Annotated in this window: 21 protein-coding genes; 17 read left to right on the forward strand and 4 right to left on the reverse strand. The window is 48.7% G+C overall.

The features are described 5' to 3' along the window. Positions 1-43 precede the first annotated feature (43 nt). The gene (locus EXW93_RS05595) at positions 44-484 is read right to left on the reverse strand and encodes an RrF2 family transcriptional regulator (protein WP_023467786.1); all 441 of its coding nucleotides are present in this window, start codon (positions 482-484) and stop codon (positions 44-46) included. A 140-nt stretch (positions 485-624) separates the two neighbouring features. Between EXW93_RS05595 and EXW93_RS05600 the strand changes: the two genes are divergently transcribed. Then, positions 625-1,422, forward strand: coding sequence for a hypothetical protein (locus EXW93_RS05600; protein ID WP_023467787.1), 798 nt, complete (start codon positions 625-627; stop codon positions 1,420-1,422). Positions 1,423-1,478: 56 nt separating this feature from the next. Here EXW93_RS05600 and EXW93_RS05605 read toward each other — a convergent pair whose 3' ends face one another. Continuing rightward, positions 1,479-2,723, reverse strand: coding sequence for an MDR family MFS transporter (locus tag EXW93_RS05605; RefSeq protein ID WP_023467788.1), 1,245 nt, complete (start codon positions 2,721-2,723; stop codon positions 1,479-1,481). Positions 2,724-3,125: 402 nt separating this feature from the next. Between EXW93_RS05605 and EXW93_RS05610 the strand changes: the two genes are divergently transcribed. From EXW93_RS05610 to EXW93_RS05620, 3 genes are all read left to right on the forward strand, one after another. Continuing rightward, positions 3,126-4,706, forward strand: coding sequence for a peptide chain release factor 3 (locus EXW93_RS05610; RefSeq protein ID WP_058713293.1), 1,581 nt, complete (start codon positions 3,126-3,128; stop codon positions 4,704-4,706). A 125-nt stretch (positions 4,707-4,831) separates the two neighbouring features. Then, complete coding sequence (locus EXW93_RS05615; RefSeq protein WP_058713294.1) at positions 4,832-5,299, forward strand: YflT domain-containing protein; 468 nt, start codon at positions 4,832-4,834, stop codon at positions 5,297-5,299. A gap of 122 nt (positions 5,300-5,421) precedes the next feature. Further along, a complete protein-coding gene (locus tag EXW93_RS05620; RefSeq protein ID WP_035398100.1) occupies positions 5,422-6,510 on the forward strand; it encodes an MBL fold metallo-hydrolase in 1,089 nt (362 codons plus the stop codon). Between the two features lie 164 nt (positions 6,511-6,674). Here the strand turns inward: EXW93_RS05620 and EXW93_RS05625 are convergent, their stop codons facing one another. Next, entirely contained in the window at positions 6,675-7,913 is a 1,239-nt protein-coding gene (locus EXW93_RS05625; RefSeq protein ID WP_035398099.1) for a purine/pyrimidine permease, read from the reverse strand. Positions 7,914-8,020: 107 nt separating this feature from the next. Between EXW93_RS05625 and EXW93_RS05630 the strand changes: the two genes are divergently transcribed. The 3 genes from EXW93_RS05630 to EXW93_RS05640 are packed head-to-tail and all read left to right on the forward strand — an operon-like array spanning position 8,021 to position 10,660. Further along, positions 8,021-8,842, forward strand: a complete 822-nt coding sequence (locus tag EXW93_RS05630) for a LysR family transcriptional regulator (protein WP_035398096.1) — start codon at positions 8,021-8,023, stop codon at positions 8,840-8,842. A 30-nt stretch (positions 8,843-8,872) separates the two neighbouring features. Further along, positions 8,873-10,057: an RNA-splicing ligase RtcB gene (locus EXW93_RS05635; protein ID WP_023467794.1), complete on the forward strand. Its 1,185-nt coding sequence runs from the start codon at positions 8,873-8,875 to the stop codon at positions 10,055-10,057. A 33-nt stretch (positions 10,058-10,090) separates the two neighbouring features. Beyond that, complete coding sequence (locus tag EXW93_RS05640) at positions 10,091-10,660, forward strand: hypothetical protein (RefSeq protein WP_023467795.1); 570 nt, start codon at positions 10,091-10,093, stop codon at positions 10,658-10,660. A 33-nt stretch (positions 10,661-10,693) separates the two neighbouring features. Here EXW93_RS05640 and EXW93_RS05645 read toward each other — a convergent pair whose 3' ends face one another. Next, positions 10,694-11,188 carry a hypothetical protein gene (locus tag EXW93_RS05645; RefSeq protein ID WP_023467796.1) on the reverse strand — a complete coding sequence of 165 codons (495 nt, stop codon included), beginning with the start codon at positions 11,186-11,188 and terminating at the stop codon, positions 10,694-10,696. Between the two features lie 257 nt (positions 11,189-11,445). Between EXW93_RS05645 and acnA the strand changes: the two genes are divergently transcribed. The 10 genes from acnA to EXW93_RS05695 all read left to right on the forward strand — a co-directional run bounded on the left by acnA (position 11,446) and on the right by EXW93_RS05695 (position 22,727). Beyond that, a complete protein-coding gene (gene acnA / locus EXW93_RS05650; RefSeq protein WP_023467797.1) occupies positions 11,446-14,172 on the forward strand; it encodes an aconitate hydratase AcnA in 2,727 nt (908 codons plus the stop codon). A 57-nt stretch (positions 14,173-14,229) separates the two neighbouring features. Beyond that, positions 14,230-14,694 carry a DUF3939 domain-containing protein gene (locus EXW93_RS05655; protein WP_023467798.1) on the forward strand — a complete coding sequence of 155 codons (465 nt, stop codon included), beginning with the start codon at positions 14,230-14,232 and terminating at the stop codon, positions 14,692-14,694. 190 nt (positions 14,695-14,884) lie between these two features. Continuing rightward, the gene (locus tag EXW93_RS05660) at positions 14,885-15,592 is read left to right on the forward strand and encodes a hypothetical protein (protein WP_023467799.1); all 708 of its coding nucleotides are present in this window, start codon (positions 14,885-14,887) and stop codon (positions 15,590-15,592) included. A 76-nt stretch (positions 15,593-15,668) separates the two neighbouring features. Beyond that, positions 15,669-17,912 carry an AAA family ATPase gene (locus EXW93_RS05665; RefSeq protein ID WP_023467800.1) on the forward strand — a complete coding sequence of 748 codons (2,244 nt, stop codon included), beginning with the start codon at positions 15,669-15,671 and terminating at the stop codon, positions 17,910-17,912. Between the two features lie 12 nt (positions 17,913-17,924). Further along, positions 17,925-18,362, forward strand: a complete 438-nt coding sequence (locus EXW93_RS05670; RefSeq protein ID WP_023467801.1) for an acyl-CoA thioesterase — start codon at positions 17,925-17,927, stop codon at positions 18,360-18,362. A 235-nt stretch (positions 18,363-18,597) separates the two neighbouring features. Then, positions 18,598-19,629, forward strand: a complete 1,032-nt coding sequence (locus EXW93_RS05675; RefSeq protein ID WP_174316103.1) for a M15 family metallopeptidase — start codon at positions 18,598-18,600, stop codon at positions 19,627-19,629. A 17-nt stretch (positions 19,630-19,646) separates the two neighbouring features. Further along, positions 19,647-20,261 (forward strand): glycerol-3-phosphate 1-O-acyltransferase PlsY, encoded by a 615-nt coding sequence (plsY, locus tag EXW93_RS05680; protein WP_035398091.1) that lies wholly within the window; start codon positions 19,647-19,649, stop codon positions 20,259-20,261. Between the two features lie 191 nt (positions 20,262-20,452). Then, complete coding sequence (locus tag EXW93_RS05685; protein ID WP_023467804.1) at positions 20,453-21,217, forward strand: DeoR/GlpR family DNA-binding transcription regulator; 765 nt, start codon at positions 20,453-20,455, stop codon at positions 21,215-21,217. A 25-nt stretch (positions 21,218-21,242) separates the two neighbouring features. Continuing rightward, positions 21,243-21,905: a copper homeostasis protein CutC gene (locus EXW93_RS05690; RefSeq protein WP_035398089.1), complete on the forward strand. Its 663-nt coding sequence runs from the start codon at positions 21,243-21,245 to the stop codon at positions 21,903-21,905. A 186-nt stretch (positions 21,906-22,091) separates the two neighbouring features. Continuing rightward, positions 22,092-22,727 (forward strand): DUF975 family protein, encoded by a 636-nt coding sequence (locus EXW93_RS05695; RefSeq protein ID WP_035398088.1) that lies wholly within the window; start codon positions 22,092-22,094, stop codon positions 22,725-22,727. Positions 22,728-22,736 lie beyond the last annotated feature (9 nt).

The following is a 22,736-nucleotide window of genomic DNA, read 5'->3' on the forward strand; positions in this document are numbered from 1 at the left end:
CGCAATTGAGCGAGGACGGAATAAAAAAAGATTCCGAACCCGCTCAATCGCGGTTCGGAATCATTTCAAGTATTTGTGGATGAGTTTCAGCTGTCGGATGTAGCAAATCATGTACTGTGTAACCATTGAGTACTTGATGGAACGCCGCAATGGCATCATCGAAAGCATCACGTGCTGGATTGAGCGAAGGAATCTCGTGAATGCCTTCTTGCGGATCGAGAAAATGAACGGTTGGTTCAAACAGTTGTACGACGTCACCGATATGAATTGCATCCGGAGGGCTCGCTAATCGAAAACCACCTCCACGACCACGGACAGATTCAATCAGACCACTCTGTCCTAAACGATAGACTACTTTCATCAAATGATTCTTAGAAATGTCGTAACAATCCGCTACTTCCTGGATTCGGACTAAACGATCGGGATGAGCTGCTGCGAACAGCAGGGACCGAATCGCGTAATCCGTATAACGTGTCATGCGCATTTTCATCACCTACTTAACACACATACTAGGGGGGGACGCAAGCATTTACAACTTTCAATGTGCAAAAAATAAGATGCATTTTAGAGATTGTTTTTGAGGGTGGATTCACGCATAATGGACGGTGAAAGGTAGGTTAAATTATGCATTTCGATCAGGCATTACACCTTTTGCAACAGCTCGGTCCATCGATGGAGCAAAAGGGATTGCGGATCGCGACGCGCTTCTATGACTCGCTCGAGGCGACGTACGAAGAAGAATTGCGCGCGCTTCGAGAAGCAGGAGCTCAGGACGGAACTCGCGCATTACGGATTTTACGCCTGAGTCAATTACTGAACCAGATTACCAACCAGCACGAATCGAGTGAACTGTTTAAATTGATTTTGCTGAATGAAATCGATCAGACGAAATCGTTTCTGCTGACGTACCCGGACATCATCAGTCGTGAAATTCTTCAAGCTATTCAAATCGAATATGACCTTAAAGAAGATGCACCTTTACTTCAAGCATGGGCAATTGTTCACCATCAACTCGTCGATACGTGCCGCCATTTTTGTAAATACCGTCATGCTGAAAATTGGCGTCAACAAGATATTTTGTTGATCGCAGAAGAACATCATCTCGGAGCCGTCATCGATGAAGCCAGGCACGCGCTCTTGAGTGGTCGAAAAACGACATTGTTACATGTCTCAGCTGAGGAACTGGCAGAACGAATGTTAGCGAATGTCGTATCCTTGACGACGAAAGGGATGGTCGTTCATCACATTCGTCAAGAAGGATGGGAACAACAGATGCACGAATTCTTGACGATGATCACGGCGAATGATCCGATTGTCTTCGTCAGTGGATCGACGAATTTCATTGAAGAAATCCAGCAACGACTTGATCCGCTACCGGTCCTGTTCGGTCCGTTCGTAGCGGCAAATCAATTACCCTCTTAACGAGAAAAGCGATGTGTAACGCTCTGACAAAAGTCGGAGCATGACACATCGCTTTTTTAAGCTGATTTCGTTAAGCGTTTCGCACGTTGAATCGACCGGTCGAGTGCGAGATAGACCCCACCAGAGACACAACATAGCAGTCCGACGAATCCGAGCGCAAAGTCACCTTTTCCGGTATCAAGGAATAACGATCCGAGAAGCGGTGCGGTGACGCCGCCAATCAACCACTGGAGACTCGCAGCACCGTTGTACGTTCCGCGGAGATGTTCTGGTGCGATCAAAGCGATGAACGTCATCTGCACAGGAGACATGATCATCTCACCGAGCGTATAGAACGCATAAATCGCAAGCAATACCGTCACGAGCACGACATAACTCGTTCCGAGTGAGAACAGGTAAGACGGCACGAATGCGAGAAAAATCATGCCGATCCCGAAAATCGAGGCGCCGAGCAACATGACTTTTCCGAATGCCTTGCCGGACAAGCGAGCAGCGATCGGGAACTGGAACAAGACGACCATGATTCCGTTCAGTGCCATCAAGTAAGGAAACGGATTTTGTTTCGTCGGTAGTCCCGGCAGTGCTTCCTTCAAGAAGACCGGTAACATACTCTCGACGAGGGCAAATCCCATCGAGATGAAGACACCCGCCCCGATGAAGATTAAAAAGACATGATCCTTCCGCAATACAGTGAGCGGTGATACTTTGACTTCGTCCGTCTTTTCGATATACTCCGGTTTCGTCTCTTCGATGAAGAAGTAGAGAACGAGTCCGTACAGGAAAAAGACGAAAGCGGCAGAGTAGAAGATGAGTGAACGGTCGACGAATAGGACCGCACTTCCGAGAAGTGGACCGAATGCGGCCCCGACGTTATGTCCCATCCGCAGCAGGCCGAACGATTCGTTCAGGCGTTCTGGTGGTGTGACGTCAGCGACCATCGCGCTTGCCGCCGGATGGAACAGTGAACTCGATAAACCGAGCAGCGCGTTCAAAGCGAGAAGTGGTCCGAATGAATCAGCGAACGAAAAACCGATTAGTGCGATGACGTCACCGATGATCGAGAGGACCATCAGTGGTTTTCGACCGAATTTATCGGCGAAGTGACCACCGAGGACGGCACCGACGAGCGACATGATCGGTCCGGTCGCCATGATGACACCGACCAAGAAGTAGGAATCGAGTCGATCCGCATAATAAAGAACTAAAAATGGTGCAATCATGAACATCATGATCCCCGTGATCGTTTCCCCGACGAACCGGATCCAGATGTTGCGATCAAGCTGTTTGAGTGCGTTAAACATAGTGAAAACCCCTTATATTCCGTTTTTAGACAATAGAAAAGACGGATACGCACAAATATGGGCATACCCGTCCTAATATAAGAGGGCAGCATGTACGTATACGCATACGCACACCCTGCTTAATTAAAAATTAAACGATTGGGTGACGTACAGTTGTAGCCGATACAAAGACAGTGTGGACAGATGTCCGGGCTTGATGGAATACCATTGTACGTCTCCTCCTTCTGTAATAGTAAACTTCCTAGTCATCGTAAAGAAGATCGTGATGAATTGTCAACTTTAAATCTGAAAATTGAGTCAATGAAGTGAAATGGACGAGACCTTGAAAATTCGGTATGATAGACTAGTTGCGAAAAAGATTGATCGGACTTTTGAATATATCGGTGAAAGGAACTACCATACATGACAAACATTCTACAAACGGAAGTCGAAAAGCGTCGGATTTTCGGCATCATCTCCCACCCGGATGCGGGTAAGACGACATTAACTGAAAAATTCCTCCTGCACGGAGGGGCAATCCGTGAGGCAGGTTCTGTCAAGGCACGGAAAAACTCGAAATTTGCGAAATCCGACTGGATGGAAATCGAAAAACAACGCGGAATCTCTGTTACGTCTTCGGTCATGCAATTCGAATACGATAAAAAGATCGTCTCAATCATGGATACACCAGGTCACTCGGACTTCGGTGAAGATACGTATCGGATCCTGACAGCGGTTGACTCAGCAATCATGGTCATCGATGCAGCGAAAGGGATCGAGTCGCAAACGAAGAAACTGTTCCAAGTTTGTCGGATGCGCGGGATTCCAATCTTTACGTTCATCAATAAGATGGACCGTCAAGCGCGTGACCCACTCGAATTGATGGAAGAACTCGAAGAAGTCCTCGGTATTCCGTCTGTTGCTGTGACGTGGCCAGCTGGTTCAGGTCAACAGTTCGAAGGGGTCTATGACCGTGTCAAAGGACAATTCCATTGTTTCAAGAACGATCGTAAGTCGATCGAACTCGGTGAGGAAGGTCTCGCGAACGAAGAACTCGCGACGACGATCAACTCGGAAATGTATGAGACGTTGATGGATGAAGTCGACTTACTCGACGGCGCAGGTAACGAATATGATGAAGAATTGATCGCAAAAGGTGAACTGACTCCAGTCTTCTTCGGATCAGCACTCGTCGATTTTGGTGTCACACCACTTCTTGAACATTACTTGAACTTGTCTCCTTCACCGACACCACGCGAGTCGAACAAAGGGAAAGTCGAGCCGGCACAAGACTTCTTCAGCGGTTTCGTCTTCAAGATTCAAGCGAACATGAACCCGAACCACCGTGACCGGATTGCGTTCGTCCGTATTTGTACGGGTAAATTTGATCGTGGAATGGACGTCGTCCTGACACGGACAGGCAAGAAGATGAAGTTATCTCAATCGACACAATTCATGGCGGATGAGCGGGAAACGGTCAATGAAGCGTTCGCAGGAGACGTCATCGGGTTGTACGATTCAGGCAACTATCAAATCGGTGATACAATCACGAACGGTGATCCATCATTGCAATATGAAGCACTACCAACGTTCGCACCAGAACTCTTCTTGAAGGTCTACACGAAAAACGCCTTGAAGTCGAAACAGTTCCAAAAAGGTGTCGAACAGCTCGCGCAAGAAGGTGCGATCCAGGTCTACAAGACGGAATACAACGAAATCATCCTCGGAGCAATCGGACAACTCCAATTCGAAGTCTTCGAGCACCGGCTCAAAGGCGAGTATGGCGTTGACATCTTGAAGGATGCTGCGAACTTCCAAGTCGCGAAATGGATCAAGCCAGCTGAAGTCGCTGCCGTCAAACAATTGACGGATTCACGGACGGTTCTCGTCTACGACCGTTGGGAAAATGCTGTTCTATTATTTGCGAATGATTTCGTCTACGAGCGATTCGTTCAGAAGAACGAAGGAACGATCACATTGGTCGATTCACCGCAACAACTCTAAGTTTTTGACGGACTACTTTTCGAAGTGGTCCGTTTTTTCGTTCCTGAAATCTCGTTTGATGGCAAGCGAACAAGGGTAAAAACAGAGCGAGTTTGAATTCATATGAAAAAGGAAGGTGTCATGTGATGGCGAAACGGTTTGTTGGAATCTATCAGGATCAATCGAGTCTGGAACGAAAAATCGAGGAATTGAAACAACAGGGGCATCATGATTCGGATTTTTCTGTCGTCGGTCGAGATGACGCGGCAGACGAAGCATCGGGTGCAAGTTGGATTGATCAGGTCAAATCAAAATTTTCTAAAGAACCACCGCTCCGCGAGACATTAAAACGTGTCGGACATTCGGACGATGAGGCAGAACGGCATTACGCAGAAGTCGAGCGTGGCGGTCTTGCATTGTTCGTCAAAGATCGAGATCACGATCATGACCACGACCATGAGCACCATCATCACCATGACCACGATCATGATCATGACCATCGGCACGATGATAACAAGGTCGAAAATCCAGGGAACAACGCCTATGAATCCAATCACCGCGGGGACGGTGAGAAGAGCGACCGGGCGAAGTGGAAAGCAGACGATCTCGACTAATACCTAGAAGTGAAGGCGCCGATATCGGTGATCTTCACTTTTTTTCTCGCGTCCGGAGTCGCAAAGCGAGATGTGAGAGGAATCGAGGTGCTATACTGAGAGCATCGAAGAGGTGATATGACATGAAAAAAATAGTGACAGCTTTAGCAGGAATTGGTCTTGCCAGTGCTTGGTTCATTAACCGGTACCCAGTTTTCGGGAAACGACCAAGCCGTGCAGAGCGGCTGAGTTTCGAACGATCAGATCGTTTTGTCGACGGGAAGTTCAAAAATGAGATGGATTTCCAGTTGAAGATGGAATGGGACTCGATGAAAAGTATCTTAAAGGATTACGGAAGAAACATTCCGAATCTGCGTCCTGTCAAAGCGTTACCGACGCTTCCGTATCAGCGACGTCAAGACGATAGTGAAACACCACGTGTCACATGGTTCGGACATTCGGCATTTTTACTCGAACTCGATGGGCAAACGATTTTCTTTGACCCGATGCTCGGGCGCGCACCATCACCGTTCCCGAAACTGGGGGGAGGACGTTTTCAAACGACGCAGACGGTTGATCTCGAACGTCTACCGTTGATTGATGTCGTTGTCTATTCGCATGATCATTATGATCATCTGGATTATCCATCCGTCCTCGCCTTGAAAAATCGAGTCGGTCGCTTCATCGTGCCGCTCGGTGTCGGGAGTCGTCTCCGTGGATGGGGCGTCTCGGCTGAGCGAATCACGGAACTCGACTGGCATGAATCGACACAAGTCGGTGGCATCAAACTGACAGCGGCTCCGTCGCGCCATTATTCAGGGCGAAATGGTCTTGATCAATTTTCAACGCTATGGGCGTCATGGGTCATCGAAGGCTCGCAAAAGGTCTTCTTTAGTGGCGATAGTGGATATGGTCCACACTTCAAAGCAATCGGCGAACAATATGGTCCGTTTGACCTGACGATGATGGAATGTGGACAGTACGATGTCCGGTGGTCCAATTCGCATATGTTACCGGAACAAACAGTTCAAGCTCATCGAGATGTAAAAGGTCGTGTCCTGATGCCGATTCACTGGTCTGCCTTCATCCTCGCGTTCCATGCGTGGTTCGAGCCGGTCGAACGGTTGCTCAAGGAAGCGAAACGCGATGAGATTCCGGTTCTGACACCAATGATCGGGGAGAGTGTGACACCCGAGAGCACGACACGAAAATGGTGGCGGGAAGTGCGTTGAGTAAAATAACTTTTTGATTTTAATTGAATGAAATGAGAAAAAAGTAGCCTTTTCGAATCACATCGAAAAGGCTACTTTTTTAGGTGAATAAACAGACGAAATGTTCATCCTCGACTCTTATAGAAAAGCGAGGATGATGCCATCGTCCGGTCGTACAATACCATTTAGCTCGCCAATTGATCCGCTTGCTTTACGCGACGAGAACGCACTTTTTCGATGATTTCGAAACCGAGCACAAGCATCGTTCCGACGAGTAATCCGTTACTGAGGAACGGACGAAGCGTCAAAGGCAGGACTTCCGCGATGACGGTCGATTGCAACAAGATACTGATGCCGATGACGGCACTGATCGCAAACGCATGGCGGCGGCGACTGTTCTCCATGTTACTTTCCGCAGACTGCCAGGCAATCAGGAACATGTGCGGCAATGTCGCAAGCAACGCGGCACTCGCAACGCTACGCGGTAATGTCGCGATGATCCCGATCAAGCTTGGGAAGAAACCGATCAGTGCGATGACGAGCGAGGCAATCAAGAACGGGCGACGTTTCCGGCTTCCCGTTTGCGCGATGAATCCGCTCGTGATGGGCAATGGCACCGGGACAAGCGTCGAGAATGTAGCAGCGAGTAAATGAATGACACCTTCGATGGATAATCCTTGGTGCAGACGTCCTTGTTTTTGAAGCGTCGCTTCGACGGCGCTTAAAGCGGCAATTAAATTGACGACGAGCAAGATCGCGAACGGAATCGCGACAAGGAATGCACTGCCGTCAAACTGTGGCCATCCGAACGGTAGCGCTTGCGGTGGTGCGAACAAACTAGATGATGCAGGAAGCGACGGACGGCTGACGAGCCAACCGACGATGATTCCGATCATCAAGGCAAACGGACGTAAGCGACTCGGTCCAAATTGGCTGAGTCCGAGCACGAGCAAGAACGTGACGATTCCGGCGAGGCGTGTTGCCTCGACGGCGAGAACGGCACCGAGCATAACACCTGTCAATTGAATACATAATAAGAGCAAAAACGTTCCGCTGACGAGCGGTGTAAAGACGGGTAATAAGTATTTCGTCCATCCTGTCAAACCGAGAATGATGAGGACGACGCCGGCAATGACGACGGCTGCCATCGCGATTGTAAAGGCCGTTTTTGAATCGACCGGTAGTGCAGCGATGACGACGAAGATGCTGACCCATGATCCGGCAGGTCCCGATACGATCGGAAGCCGGTGGCCGAAGGCTCCGTGTAGGAAACAGGCAATCCCGCCTACAAAGAACGACCGTTGGACAAGGGCAGCAGTCTCAACTGATGAGAGGTCGAACAGACTGGCGACGACGATTGGTAAAGCAATCGTGTTCGCGAGTAAAAAGACGATCCACTGGAAGGTAGAAGTCGTTTGTTTCATGAAAAAGCTCCTTTCTTAAACTTCAGATATTCCTGCATCATAGCATATGATTGATGTTATGATTTATATATCTTTATACATGAAAACATATGAAAGAGATGATGAATATGGATTTACGTCAGTACCGCTATTTTTGTGCGGTCGTCGAGGAACAATCCGTCACGCGAGCAGCGGAGCGCTTACGGATGGCACAACCTGCCTTGACGCAGCAAATTCGGCGAATGGAAGAAGAGCTAGGTGTTCGTCTGATTGAGCGGGCAGGGCGCGGGATCCGGATTACCTCGAGCGGCAACCGCTTATATGAACGAGCAGTCTCTTTGCTACAGTTCGAGCAGGAGACACGGATGGAAGTGAGCGACATCGAAGCCGGACGAACGGGAATCTTGCGCATTGGTGTGAACACTTTATCAGCCAGTCGGCTCGTCGAATGGATTGAACAGATGAAACGACGACATCCTGGCATTATCTTACAAGTCCACCAAGGAGAATCGAGTGCGCTCATCGAACGGTTGAAAGAGCGGTCGCTTGACGCAGCGTTCGTCCGTCTGCCGATTGATGCGCAAGGGATTTCGATTGAATGGATGGAAGAAGAACCGTTTCATCAAGTCTGGCACCCCGATCACCCGACCGCGGATCTCATCATTCCGAGTCAAGAAGGACTCGGTGTCTTTCAGACGTTAAGTCAACGGCTCAGCGTAGTATCGCAAGAGACGTGTTCCGATGTTTTGACGCTGATCGGACTTGTCCGCAGTGGACAGGCGGTGACTGTATTGCCGGAGAGTACGTTGCGGGAACTGGATATGACAGGACTGCACCAGACATACCTATCCGGTGCAGCAAGTACGACAGCCTTCGTCTGGTTGACGGAGACGGGACCGACGACACTGACGAAACAATTCATTGAAATCATGAAAGAAACAGCAGATTGATCAACTGACAGGAAAGAAAGGATAGATCGTATGAAAACGATTCAAGGCACGTATGGAGAAGCAAAGATTTTCACGGATAACGTCGACGACCTGACGATTAAGCAAGTCACCGCTATGTTAGAGGAACAATTTGCGACAGACAGTCGCGTCCGGATCATGCCAGATTGCCATGCTGGAAAAGGATCTGTCATCGGAACGACGATGCATGTGACGGACGAGGTCGTACCGAATCTCGTTGGTGTCGATATCGGTTGCGGCATGTTATGTACACGACTTGCTGAACAAGAACCAATCGATTATGCGAAACTTGACGCGACGATTCAGCGTCTCGTTCCAAGTGGCATGTCGGTACGTCAGCAAGCTCATCCATTGTCCGAACAGGTACCGTTTGATCAAGTACTTGCACCGTTTAACGAGACACGGGCACGATTATCGATTGGTACGCTTGGTGGAGGGAATCATTTCATCGAACTGAACCAGGATGCAGCAGGACAGCGCTATCTCGTCATTCATTCTGGTAGTCGCAATCTTGGGAAGACGATTGCCGAACATTATCAAGCAGAGGCAGAAACTGCACGCTTCCAATTTGACGCTGACCAAGTCATCGCCGAATTAAAACAACAAGGGCGCGAGTCGGATATACAGACGACCTTACAGCAATTGAAGGAAAAACGGTCTACGTTTAACAAAGATTTAGCATCTGTTTCCGGCGAAGCGATGGAGCGTTACCTCCATGATCTTAAGATTGCTCAACGATACGCAGCATTGAACCGTCAGGCGATGACCGAGGTCATTTTCGAGGCGATGGGATGGACGGTAGCGGATCAATTCGATACGATCCACAACTACATCGATCTTGACGCGATGATTCTACGAAAAGGTGCCATCTCTGCAAAAGCCGGCGAGCGGGCAATCATTCCGATGAACATGCGTGATGGTTCCTTGATCGTCGTAGGAAAAGGAAATCCCGATTGGAACTATTCCGCGCCACACGGAGCAGGACGAATCATGTCGCGGTCAAAAGCATTCAAAACAGTTGAACTGGATGCGTTCGAAAAGACGATGACCGATGTCTGGTCAAGTTCAGTCGTCGCATCGACGCGTGACGAGTCGCCGTTCGTCTACAAGCCGATGGACGAAATCATCCGTAATACGAAAGAAACGGTTGATGTCGTCGAAATCATTAAACCGCTGTACAACTTTAAGGCGAAATGATGGAAGGTTATTATCAATTGGGGAGGATATTCTATGAATTATAAGGGGACTATGTTGATTCTGTTTTCAAGTGTGTTTTTGATCGCTGGATGCACGGATGAGGCGGTCACGACGGAACAGAAAAAAGTAGAAGTCAAAACTACTACGCATACGAATCAGACGAAACACCCCATCTTAAATCCAGTTCAGTATGAAAAGCTGTTCAAGCATATGAATGAACACTTGAAGATGGACCAGTTTCAGTTGAAGGATAGTACGATCGGTGCAGACTTCACGGCTGTCGACCAATCCTTGAGTTTTGAGAAGAGAAGATGGTTAACGGTTGACGGAACGATTGATACGCCATCGACCCAGGAGACACTTTATTTTGAAAACCAAAAACAAGATACGCAGTTAGCGATTCATTTTGCGTATACGAATCGATACATAGGCAATGATCTGGTTCAGTATCAATCAAACGGTAGTTACGGCGAGCTCCTCATCATTAGCTACAAAAACATCCTCATATCCGTACAACAAAATTCATTAAACAAAGTAGATCCTGACACGACACAGGAAGCAGCAAAACAGGTGATCCAGGAATTAAAAAACGTCCCCGTTTAAAACGAGAACGTAAAGGTGACAACTCTGATTTGATTAGACCGTACCATCCGGTAATGTCTCACCAGTCCGACGAATCGTCGCGCCAAGTTCAGCGGCGATCGCATTGACGGCTTCTGAATCTTCGTTGACCTCACTGATCAAGATGACACCGTAATGGTCAGGATTGATCTGATTCAGCGTCCGATTGAACAAATCAAATGATTCCCGCTCGTTCTTCTCATCCCGGTTCGCACCAATCAAGTAACCAGCAACGGAGCCGACGAGCATACCGAACGGACCACCAACGACACCGATTGCCATGCCGATCAATGAGCCTTTGAAGGATTGGTCCTGTTGTGTGAAGTCGATGGCATCGATGAAAGAGAAGCCCTCTGCTTCGTCACGTTTTGCGAGAACCATCTGATCCATCTCGATTTCTTTGATTGCCTCGAGATCCTTAATCATCGCAAAGCCTGTTTTTGCTTTTTCTAAATCACTAAAAATGATTGTCGTAATAACGTGCGTTGCATCGCTTTTGTATTTCGCCATAATAAACGCCTCCACAAGAATCGGATATCGTACTACACTTTTTAAGTACCCTGAACATTCTAAATGGAAACGCGAGACTGGAAATATGAGAAAAACAGGACAACAGAATAATTTTCTAATATCGGCAATAAGTAAAACTTATCGAAAGTCTTTTGTTCTTTCAAATTGTAACGGAATCCATATTATACTATGATAGAACTGTACAAGTAAGCGGTATCAGGGGCTTGATGTCGTGAACACTTAAAGGGGGAATCACCATGAAGCAAACAGATGTGTCGCAAGATGTCTTTGGCGCACGCCGTTCGTTTGAAGCAAACGGTAAGAATTATCAGTACTATAGTCTTGAAAAATTGGAAGAACTCGGATTGACGGAAGTCAAACGTCTTCCATACTCGATTCGTGTCCTACTCGAGTCAGTACTTCGTCAACAAGATGGTCGTTCGATCACACGTGAACACGTCGAGAACTTGGCGAAATGGGGAACAGCTCAAGTTTCGAACGATGTCGATGTTCCGTTCAAACCGTCACGCGTCATCCTTCAGGATTTCACAGGTGTTCCAACGGTCGTTGACCTCGCGTCACTTCGTAAAGCCATGCAAGATCTCGGTGGAGACCCATCGGTCATCAACCCAGAAGTACCAGTCGACCTCGTCGTTGACCACTCGGTTCAAGTCGATGCTTACGGTTTTGCTGGAGCACTTGCAGAAAACATGGATCTCGAATTCGAACGTAACGAAGAGCGTTACAAATTACTTCGCTGGGCGACATCGGCATTCGATAACTACCGTGCCGTACCACCAGCAACAGGGATCGTCCACCAAGTTAACCTCGAGTACTTGGCATCTGTCGTCCTTGAAAAGGAAACAGCAGACGGTACAGTTGATGTGTACCCGGATACACTCGTCGGAACGGACTCACACACGACGATGATCAACGGTCTTGGCGTCCTCGGTTGGGGAGTCGGTGGGATCGAAGCGGAAGCGGGCATGCTCGGACAGCCATCGTTCTTCCCAGTACCAGAAGTCATCGGTGTACGCATTACAGGTGAGATGCACCCAGGAACGACAGCAACAGACGTTGCCCTTCGTGTAACGGAAATGCTCCGTCAAGAGAACGTCGTTGGTAAATTCGTCGAGTTCTTCGGTCCATCACTCCACTTGATGTCACTTTCTGACCGGGCAACAATCGCGAACATGGCGCCAGAATATGGTGCAACATGTGGATTCTTCCCAGTCGACACAGAAACATTGACGTACCTTCGTCTGACAGGTCGCGATGAAGAATTGATCGAAAAAGTCGAGAACTACTCGAAAGCAAACGGTTTGTTCTACACGCCACAAAACGAAGATCCAACATTCACGAAAACAGTCGAACTCGATCTTTCGACAATCGTTCCTGCCCTTGCTGGACCAAAACGTCCACAAGACCGGATCGATTTGACGGATGTTCATACATCATTCAAAAAAGCGTTGACGGCTCCACAAGGAAACGCTGGATTCGGCTTAGCGGAAGAAGAAGCGAACAAAGTCGCTGTCGTTCAGTTCGAAGACGAAGCAGTTGAAATGCGTACGGGTGACGTGGCAATCGCTGCGATCACGAGCTGTACGAACACATCAAACCCATACGTCATGATCGGTGCTGGACTCGTCGCGAAAAAAGCGATCGAACTCGGTCTTTCGGTTCCAAAATACGTCAAGACATCACTTGCGCCAGGATCGAAGGTCGTTACGGATTACCTCGAGAAATCAGGACTCCAAACGTACCTTGACGAACTCGGCTTCAACACGGTCGGTTACGGCTGTACGACATGTATCGGGAACTCTGGTCCACTCGACCGCGCAGTCGAAGACGCAATCCTCGGTTCAGACTTACTCGTATCGTCTGTCCTCTCCGGTAACCGTAACTTCGAAGGTCGTGTCCACCCGCTCGTCAAAGCGAACTACTTGGCTTCACCGCCACTCGTCGTCGCGTATGCACTTGCAGGAACAGTCGACGTCGATATCATGAACGCGTCACTCGGAACAGGCAAAGACGGACAAGAAGTCTTCTTCGCTGACATCTGGCCGTCACGTGATGAGATCCAAACGATCATCAACACGGTCGTCACACCAGAAAGCTTCCGTGCAGAATACGATTCAGTCTTCACAGGAAACGAACGTTGGAACAACCTTGATGTGCCAACAGGGGATCAGTACGACTTCGACGGTGAGTCGACGTACATCCAAAACCCACCGTTCTTTGAGAACTTGGCGAAGGAAGCTGGTCAAGTCGAAGCCCTCAACGGACTCCGTGTCTTCGGTAAGTTTGCTGATTCGGTTACGACGGACCACATCTCACCAGCGGGTTCATTCTCGAAAACGACACCAGCCGGTCAATACCTCGTCAACAAAGGGGTTGCACCAAAAGACTTCAACTCATACGGTTCACGTCGTGGTAACCACGAAATCATGATGCGCGGAACGTTCGCGAACATCCGCATCCGTAACCAAGTCGCACCAGGTACAGAAGGTGGCTTCACGACGTACTGGCCAACAGGCGAAACGATGGCGATGTACGATGCTGCGATGAAGTATAAAGAAGATGGCACAGGTCTCGTCATCCTCGCTGGTAAAGATTACGGTATGGGTTCTTCACGTGACTGGGCAGCAAAAGGAACGAACTTGCTCGGCGTCAAAGCCGTCATCGCGGAAAGCTTCGAGCGGATTCACCGTTCAAACCTCGTCATGATGGGTGTTCTTCCACTGCAATACGTGGCAGGCACGACAGCTGAAACACTTGGTTTAACAGGTGAAGAAGCGATCAGCATCGCAATCGATGAGTCTGTTCGTCCACGTGACATCGTTAAAGTCACAGCGACAGCGGCAGACGGAAAAGTCACTGAATTCGAAGCGATCGCTCGTTTCGACTCAGAAGTCGACATCGATTACTACCGTCACGGCGGGATCCTTCCAATGGTCCTTCGTGAGCGTCTCCAACAAGCATAAGTTGTCTAATCAAAGGTGGGGGAAACCCCACCTTTTTTTGACGAGAGGAGGAAAAAGGTGAACCGATTCAAGAAGTGGTTTCAACCGAAGGAAGACCAGCCGTTGCCGATGCGTGACGTGACGCTTGATGAAGTCAAACAAGCGACGCATGCTTTTGAATCCGAACTACCGAAAGGGACGAATCGGACAGTGCTTTTAGACAACGAACAACGCATCGACTTAAAGCAGTTGGAGCCGTATTTGAAAGCACGTTCGACACAAGTGTTTTACATGTCGCGTGAGACATTCACCATCATGGAGGCAAAAGACCGAGAACTTGTCTATGAGATGGATCATGTCCAGGTTGCCGTCGATCGCTATTTTGACCGGGTGAAGAAACTCCCGTTGAAACCGTATAGCAAAACGTTCCAAGTCGACTGCGCGATGTTGTTTCAAGATGGCTATTTGCGTGAAATGCCGCATCATAGCTATTACTTGGTCGATGAGTCGATGATCGTCTCGCTGACGCCGAAAGAAGCATAAACGTAATCAAGGGTGGACCGAATTCATTCGGTTCGCCTTTTTTTGTCGTCCTGACCATTTTCTGATTTGTTCAAAAGTCTGACGAATTTAGTCAGAAATCGTGAAATCTCGGACAAACCCTTTGTATTCTCCTTATAAAACCGATACGATGATAAGGAATAGAGACTTGAGCTAGGAAGGTGTACATGGCATGACGAAACGAACGAGCACGTGGATTGCAGTAGCAATCGTGGCAATGGCGATCCTCCTTGCCTACAATTTTTATCTCTTGAACAAGACGCAGACCGCAAGCGATGAAAAAGCCGCGACGGTCAAACCGTTTTATACGATGACACGCATCCAATATGTTGAGAAGAAGCTCGCGACGAAAAAAGATGAACTTGAATCACGCACGTATGAAGTCGTCTTTAATGACAAAGGTCATTTCCGGACAGAAGTCGTAGACGGTCCGTCAAAAGGATCGCTTGCGATCTGGAACGGGACGATGTTCCGTGAGTATGATGCGACAGGGAAGTTAGTCAATGAGACGAAAGCCGGCAAAAGTGTCAGTGCGCCGCGCCCATTCCTCTCACGTGGCTTCAACGAACAGATCCTCGCCTTCATCAACAAAGGTGACTTCGGACAAGTCGAGGGAGAAGCGGACATCGCTGGAATGGCAGCAGACGTGTATGTGAAAAAAGAACCATCAAGCACGGTACCAGAAGACTGGATCAAACAATACCCATCGATCTTCGATAAAGAAAACAACCAAGAACAAGCAACGTATTATGTCGCTTCCGACCGTTCGAAAGTACTCGGTGCGGAGTCACGTAATAACGGTAAACTGTTCTACTCTGTCAAGATGAAGAGTTTTGAAACGATCGATACGTTCGATCCGGATTGGTTAAAAGCAAAATAAACAAGAAACGACCGGCGATGACGCTACGAAACGGTAGCGGACAAAGTCGGTTTTTTCGAGACGCAGGAGGTTCAACATGGAAGCATTCTCGAAAGAGGAGATGTTCAATCAAATCAAAGCGTGGGAAGAGGGCGCGAAGGTCGAGGAGGTGCTCGCCTTACGGTATGCTCAAAGTAGCCGGTTGCTTGGAGAGACGGAAGCACTCGTCCGCATCTTGGCGTTACTCGTCGAACATCGCTATATCATGACGGGACGACTGGATGCCTTAGCTGAGAGTTGGATGCAAGAAATCCGTCAGCATGGTCGTTTGCCAGCTCGTCTTGAGCAGTTGTTGACGGAACAACAATTACAAAGTACGTATCAGCGCCTTGTTGCGCATACGTTTCCGACGATTCGCGAGACGGACAATGCGAACGCCAAACGATCAGCGACGAAAGAACTGATTCTCCAAGCAAGCCAAATCGTCGAGGAGACGGAACAAATCGTCGAACTGACGGAACGGTTGCGTCGATTGGATGCTGGTCGCTGGACGGAACTGTTCGAAGCTGGAACGGCATTACTGCGTTCGAGTGCCACGCTTGAACAGACAGCGCAGACATTCGTCGATAGCTTGCAAGAGCGTTTCTATTCCCGAGAAGCGTTTCGCGAGATGACGGAACTGAAAGCGACGACAATCCAGGATCTCAAACGTGTCGTCGCTTTGCTCCCCGTCGAAAGCAAACAAGTCGAACGCTCAGCACTCGAAGAACTCGACGCGATGATTGGTCTCGAAGACATCAAACAACGGGTCCATCATATGTATCGCTTCTTGAAGTATCAACAAAAACGATCGGAAGATGGCTACCGTTCAAGCGATCAACCATCGCTACACATGATCTTCATGGGTAACCCCGGAACCGGAAAGACGACGCTTGCCCGTCTGATGGCAAAAATCTATCACGAGCTCGGACTTCTCGAACGACCGGAAGTCGTCGAGACGGATCGTTCATCGCTTGTCGGTGCGTTCGTCGGTCAGACGGAAGAACAGGTCATGAGTAAAGTCCGCGAAGCCGTCGGAGGGGTGCTCTTCATCGATGAAGCCTATGCCTTAAAACGTGCCGGACAAAGTGGGAACGATTATGGTCAGGCCGCGATTGATACGCTCGTCGCAGCGATGACGAGTGGGGAATATGCAGGGCGATTTGCGGTCGTGCTTGCTGGATACCCAGAAGAGATGCGTGATTTCCTGAAGGCGAATCCTGGACTCCGGAGTCGTTTCCCGGAATCAAATCATTATCTACTCGCTGACTATACGGATCAGGAGCTGCTCGCCATCGGACGTTCGATCGCGACCGCGAACGATTACGTCTTGACGGAACAAGCAGAGCGGGCGTTGCTCGGACGGCTTGAGCGAGAACGAGTTGACGCCAGTTTCGGAAATGGACGCGCCGTCCGTAATATCGTGCTTGATGCGATCTTCAAGAAGGGATCAAGCCTTGGAGAGAGTGCCAGTCACGAAGACTTTGCCTTACTCGAACAAGAAGACTTCGAGATGGTGCAAGAACCGGACGCAACCGTTGAGGAGCGGATCGCTTCGCTCGTCGGATTGTCTGATCTTAAAGATGAACTCAAACAGATTGAAGCTCTGTTGTCAATGCAAAAACGTCGCCGGGAAGCTGGTTATAAAGTCTTACCGGTCGAATTGCATGCGGTCTTTAGCGGCAATAGCGGGACCGGAAAGACGACTGTCGCGCAGCTTTATGCTGATGTGTTACGACAATGCGGTTATTTGAAACGCGGACATCTGAAAGTCGTCAGCCGGGCGGATCTCGTCTCCGGTTACGTCGGACAAACGGCGCAAAAGACGCGCGACGCAATTCGCGACGCGCTGGGTGGTGTCTTATTCATTGATGAAGCGTATGCGTTAAACGGTGGAGCGAACGACTTCGGGAAGGAAGCGATTGATACGCTCGTGGATGAGATGACGAAACATCAAGACAATCTCGTCGTCGTCCTTGCGGGTTACGAGCAACAGATGAACGCTTTGCTTGCGAGTAACCCAGGACTGAAATCACGCTTTAAGCGATCGTTCCACTTCCCGAATTATTCGCCAGACGAGTTGATTCAAATCATTGAAGGATACGCAGCACGGTTCGGATACGAGCTGACGGAGGACGCACGGTTGACGCTTACCGAGAAGATTGATGTCGTTCCGAACGGAAACGCACGGGCGGCGATCACGATCGTCGAACAGGCGATCGCGAAGCAGTCGATGCGATTAATTGACAAAGTTAGCTTGTCCGGTTCAGAATGGTCCTATCTTGAAAAAGAGGATTTTTAAGGGGGAAGCTACATGCACACGATTGAAATACCTGTCCGCTACGCCGAGACGGACATGATGGGCATCGTCTATCATTCGAATTATCTCGTCTATTTGGAACTCGCACGGACAGAATTAATCCAGTCCTTGGGTCTTGATTACAAGGAGATGGAAGATGCGGGTTATGTCTCCCCGGTCACGAATGTCAATCTCGATTACAAACGCTCGTTGACGTACGGTGATACAGCGGTCGTCACGGTCTGGATTGATCATTACGATGGATTGCGGACGATTTATGGCTATACGGTCAAACATCCGGACGGGAAGCTTGCGGTCTCTGCGAAGACGACACACGTCGTCGTCAAGAAAGAAAACTTCCGACCGATTCGCTTGCCGAAGGTGTTCCCGAACTGGCACGAAATTTATGAGAAGATGAGCGAGACGGACGCAGCACTCTTAACGGAAGCGTGAAGAGATACATCAAAAGCGGAATCGATTTTTGAATCGGTTCTGCTTTTTTCTTTTTCAGTCTGAACAGTAAAATTTAGCACTTGGTACTAACGACCGATGACAAAATCAGAATCATTTGCGAAAATAAAGAAGCTGAAGTAAGGTAGGGACTTACTCTATCTGTCGGAAGTAGACTCGACGGATGGAACGATTAGCGGTAACATAGAGAAGCATAAAAAGAAGAGGGGTCTTACTCATGAAAAAAATCGTAACCGTCAGTACGTTAGCGCTTCTCCTTGCAGGATGTAATCCTGGGGATCAACAAGCGGATGATACAACGAAAACGGAACAGAAATCAGATGAGACAAAACAATCAAACGACGAAACGAAAAAAGAAGACACAGCAAAAGACACGAACAAAGACGAAACAAATAAAACAGACGAAACAGCAAAAGACGATACGTCAGAAGAAGCAAAACAAGAAGACAATTCGTCTGACGCGGCAACGCAAGAAGATCAAGGTTCTTCGGATGAGACGAAAAAAGAAGAAGAACAAAAAGACGATACACCAGCTTCAGAGAACAAAACAGAAGACAACAAAGACGAATCGACGGATAAACCGGATAGTTCATCTCAGGATCCAGAACAAGAGAAACCGTCGAAACCAGAAGATGAAACACCGGACGTCGATAAATCAGCAAATGCCAAAGCAAATCTATCACTGGGTAATTTCGTCGTCGTCAATAAGAAATACGGCTTGCCGATCGACTACAAGCCATCGGATCTTGTCGTCCCGAACGTCAGCTTCTCATACTCGGGCGTGCTCGAGCAAAGCTACATGCGGGCGCCGGCTGCGAAACAGATGGAAAAGATGTTCGCCGCTGCTAAAAAAGAAGGCGTGACATTGAACGCTGTCAGCGGATTCCGTTCAGGCGCACGTCAAAAAGTATTGTATAATAATTATGTCGCACGTGATGGCAAGGCAGCTGCTGATCAATATTCAGCTCGTCCTGGTAACAGTGAGCACCAAACAGGTCTTGCTTTTGATATTTCGGCACCAAGCGTTGGTAACGGGTTAACAGCTGCCCTTGGTGATACGAAAGAAGGAAAATGGATTGCGAATAACGCAGCCAAATATGGTTTCATCGTGCGCTACGATCGTGGTTTCCAATCACGGACAGGCTATACGTATGAGCCATGGCACATTCGTTATGTCGGTGTCGATGTCGCGACACAAATTAAAAATAACGGACAGACTCTTGAGGAATATATGAAAGTCGGTCACTAAGAGGTTGGAGGTTGACTATGATTGAAATCATAGGGATTTTAGTTCTTGGCTATCTGCTTGGTTCGATACCGTTCGCACTTCTTGTCGGGAAGTGGGGACACGGGATGGATATTCGCCAACATGGTAGCGGGAATCTCGGAACGACGAATACGTTCCGTGTCTTGGGAAAAAAGGCGGGAATCATCGTATTGATCGGTGATTTCGGAAAAGGAGCCGTCGCAAGCCTTGTTCCAATCTTAATGGGAGCAGATATACATCCGTTGTTTGCTGGATTAGCAGCTGTCATCGGTCATATCTATCCGATCTTCGCGAAGTTCAAAGGCGGAAAGGCAGTTGCGACGTCCGGAGGGATGTTGCTCGTGACGAGCCCTGTTCTGTTCATCTTCCTGCTCGTCTCCTTTTTGACGACACTTCGTCTGAGCCGGATGGTGTCGCTCAGTTCAATCGTGGCGGCAAGTGTCGGAATCGTTGTTTCCATCACCATCGGCTTCTTGACGAACGATTGGATCGTTCCGACGTTCTTTACGGTTCTTGCTTTGTTCGTCATCTTCAAGCACCGCGAGAACATCCAACGGATTCGCCAAGGAACAGAATCTAAGATTCCACTCTTTGCAAAGAAACCGTCTGAATGAGTCATTAAGACGCATCTACATCTCGTTCATTGAGATGCGGATGCGTCTTTTGTTTGTGAAAAAAGTCGGATAACGGACGAATTCAACGACATTTCATAGGAACTACACGTTTATTTACATCTGATTTACAAGACCTTTACAGACGTTCGATACACTAGAACTAGAACTTGTCTGTGAAGGGGGAAGCGCACGTGTCGTTGTTAGGAGAAGAGCGGAAATCACGCATCATGGAATGGCTGGAAGAGGAAGGGAAAGTCATGACGAAGGATTTGATCGAACGTCTCGATGTCTCGGGAGAAACGGTACGACGCTACTTAGAGGAACTCGAACGGGAACGGCAATTGAAGCGCGTCTATGGTGGCGCCATCTATCAAGGAGGAAAACGAGAGACACCGATCTCACGTCGGACGGATCAGTTATCTCGCCGTTTAGCGCGTTATGCGAAAGGATGGCTCAGCGATTATTCCTGTATCTTTCTTGGTCGAGGTGAGCCGGTCGAGCATCTGTTGCCGTATTTAACGGGAAACGCGACAATCGTTACGAACTCACTGATGGTCGCTAGTCACTTGGAGCAGTGCCGTAAGACGGGACCGTTCAAAGGTGAAATTCGATTACTCGGTGGGACAGTCGATGCTTACGGGCAGACGGTCGGAGTCGAAGTCTTGCAGGCGCTCGATGCTTACGCTTTTGATGCTTGTTTTCTATCGTTTGACGGTGCTGAAATCGAGCGTGGCTTCGTCAGCGATGATATTGAATCCTCACTGATTCAAAAAGCCGTCATCAGTTGTACGAAGGACGTCTATGCCTTTTTGGCAAATGATGAATTCCAAGGCAATCGTAAATATAAGGTGGCAGAGTTCCGGCGTGCAAAGATCGTCCTCAGTCCAGCCTCCTATCCACCATCGTGGGAGATGAAACTGTTCAACGAACGCGTGAACTGGATGGTCGTCTCATGATACACTGATGCGGGAGGGATGCATCATGTTAGAAATCATCGCATCGACCGTAGAAGAAGCGGTCGCAGCAGAACAAGCCGGAGCGGACCGGATCGAGCTCGTTTCCGCATTATCCGAAGGTGGGTTGACGCCGAGCTATGGACTGATTCGTCAAGTCGTCTCGACGGTCGAGATTCCGGTTCACGTCCTCGTTCGACCACATAGTAAGTCGTTCGTCTATTCGAAATCAGATGAGGAGACGATCATCACGGATATCGACTTGATCCGTGAACTCGGTGCTGCCGGGATCGTCGTTGGCTCATTGACCGCAGACGGTCGCATCGACGAAGGCTTCCTTGGTCGAATTATCAAACATAAAGGGGAACTGTCACTGACGTTCCACCGGGCGATCGACAGTAGTCGTGATATTTTCGAAGCGACAGAAGTGCTCGCTGATTTTCCGGAAGTCGACCGGATCTTGACGTCAGGTGGTCAAGCGACGGCACTAGAAGGAAAAGAGACGATTGCGCGCTTGATCGAGGAACATCCAGACTTGATCATCTTACCAGGGTCCGGGATTACGCTTGAGAATGCGGAAACGCTTCTTAAAGCGACGAAGGCATCGGAACTACATGTGGGATCCGCTGTCTTACAAGACGGTATCATTCAAAAAGAACGTGTTGAAGCATTGAAACGACTTCTCGGCTAATCCTATACCGCACGAATCCATTTTTCAAATCTGATGAGATGAGAGAAATGGATTTTTTTGTATGTGTTCGTGACGGATTTTCGACGATTCGGTGATGCGTTTGAAAAGCAGAGTGGGATAACTAGGTTTTTTAACGGGACTACGCTAGAATCAAAGATGGAAATAGTGGAAATGAAGGAGTACGACATGAATCCTAAACAATTAAAACAAGACGCCCTTGGTACACTAAAAGGACGCTGGCTGGTCGGGCTAAGCATCTCGATCATCTACTTCCTGATCTTTGCGCTTGCAGCAAGCCGGATGTCTTTTGATCGAGATGACATTGACAGCATGGTCCGTTTCGCCGGACTGAACATGGTCGTAACGATCGTCCTTGCTCCGGTGACGGTCGGACGAACGATTGCTTACTTACGCTTCACACGCGGGGAATCTGCTGGCATCGGAACGTTATTCGAAGGATTTTCTTCGTTTCGACGTGCTTTCCGGACGATTGCCGCTTACGCGATCGTGACGGTATTGGTCTATGTCGGATCATTTTTGATTTTACCGGCATTGTACTTTTATCTAGCGTATCGCCTCGTTCCGTACATTTTGGTCGACCGACCGGAATTGTCGTTTTGGCAAGTACTCGGTGAGAGTCGTCGGATGATGAAAGGGCATAAGCGTGAACTGATCATGCTTTACCTGAGTTTCATCGGCTGGGGTATCCTCGCACTACTTAGTACTGTGGGGGTCATCTTCTTGACGCCATACTTCGATACGACGATGGCACACTTCTATGAACGCTTGAAACCAACACGTCAATCATCCGTCGAGGGATGAACGAAAAAA

The sequence above is a fragment of the Exiguobacterium sp. JMULE1 genome, assembly GCF_013337175.1.
GTDB classification, from domain to species: domain Bacteria; phylum Bacillota; class Bacilli; order Exiguobacteriales; family Exiguobacteriaceae; genus Exiguobacterium_A; species Exiguobacterium_A indicum.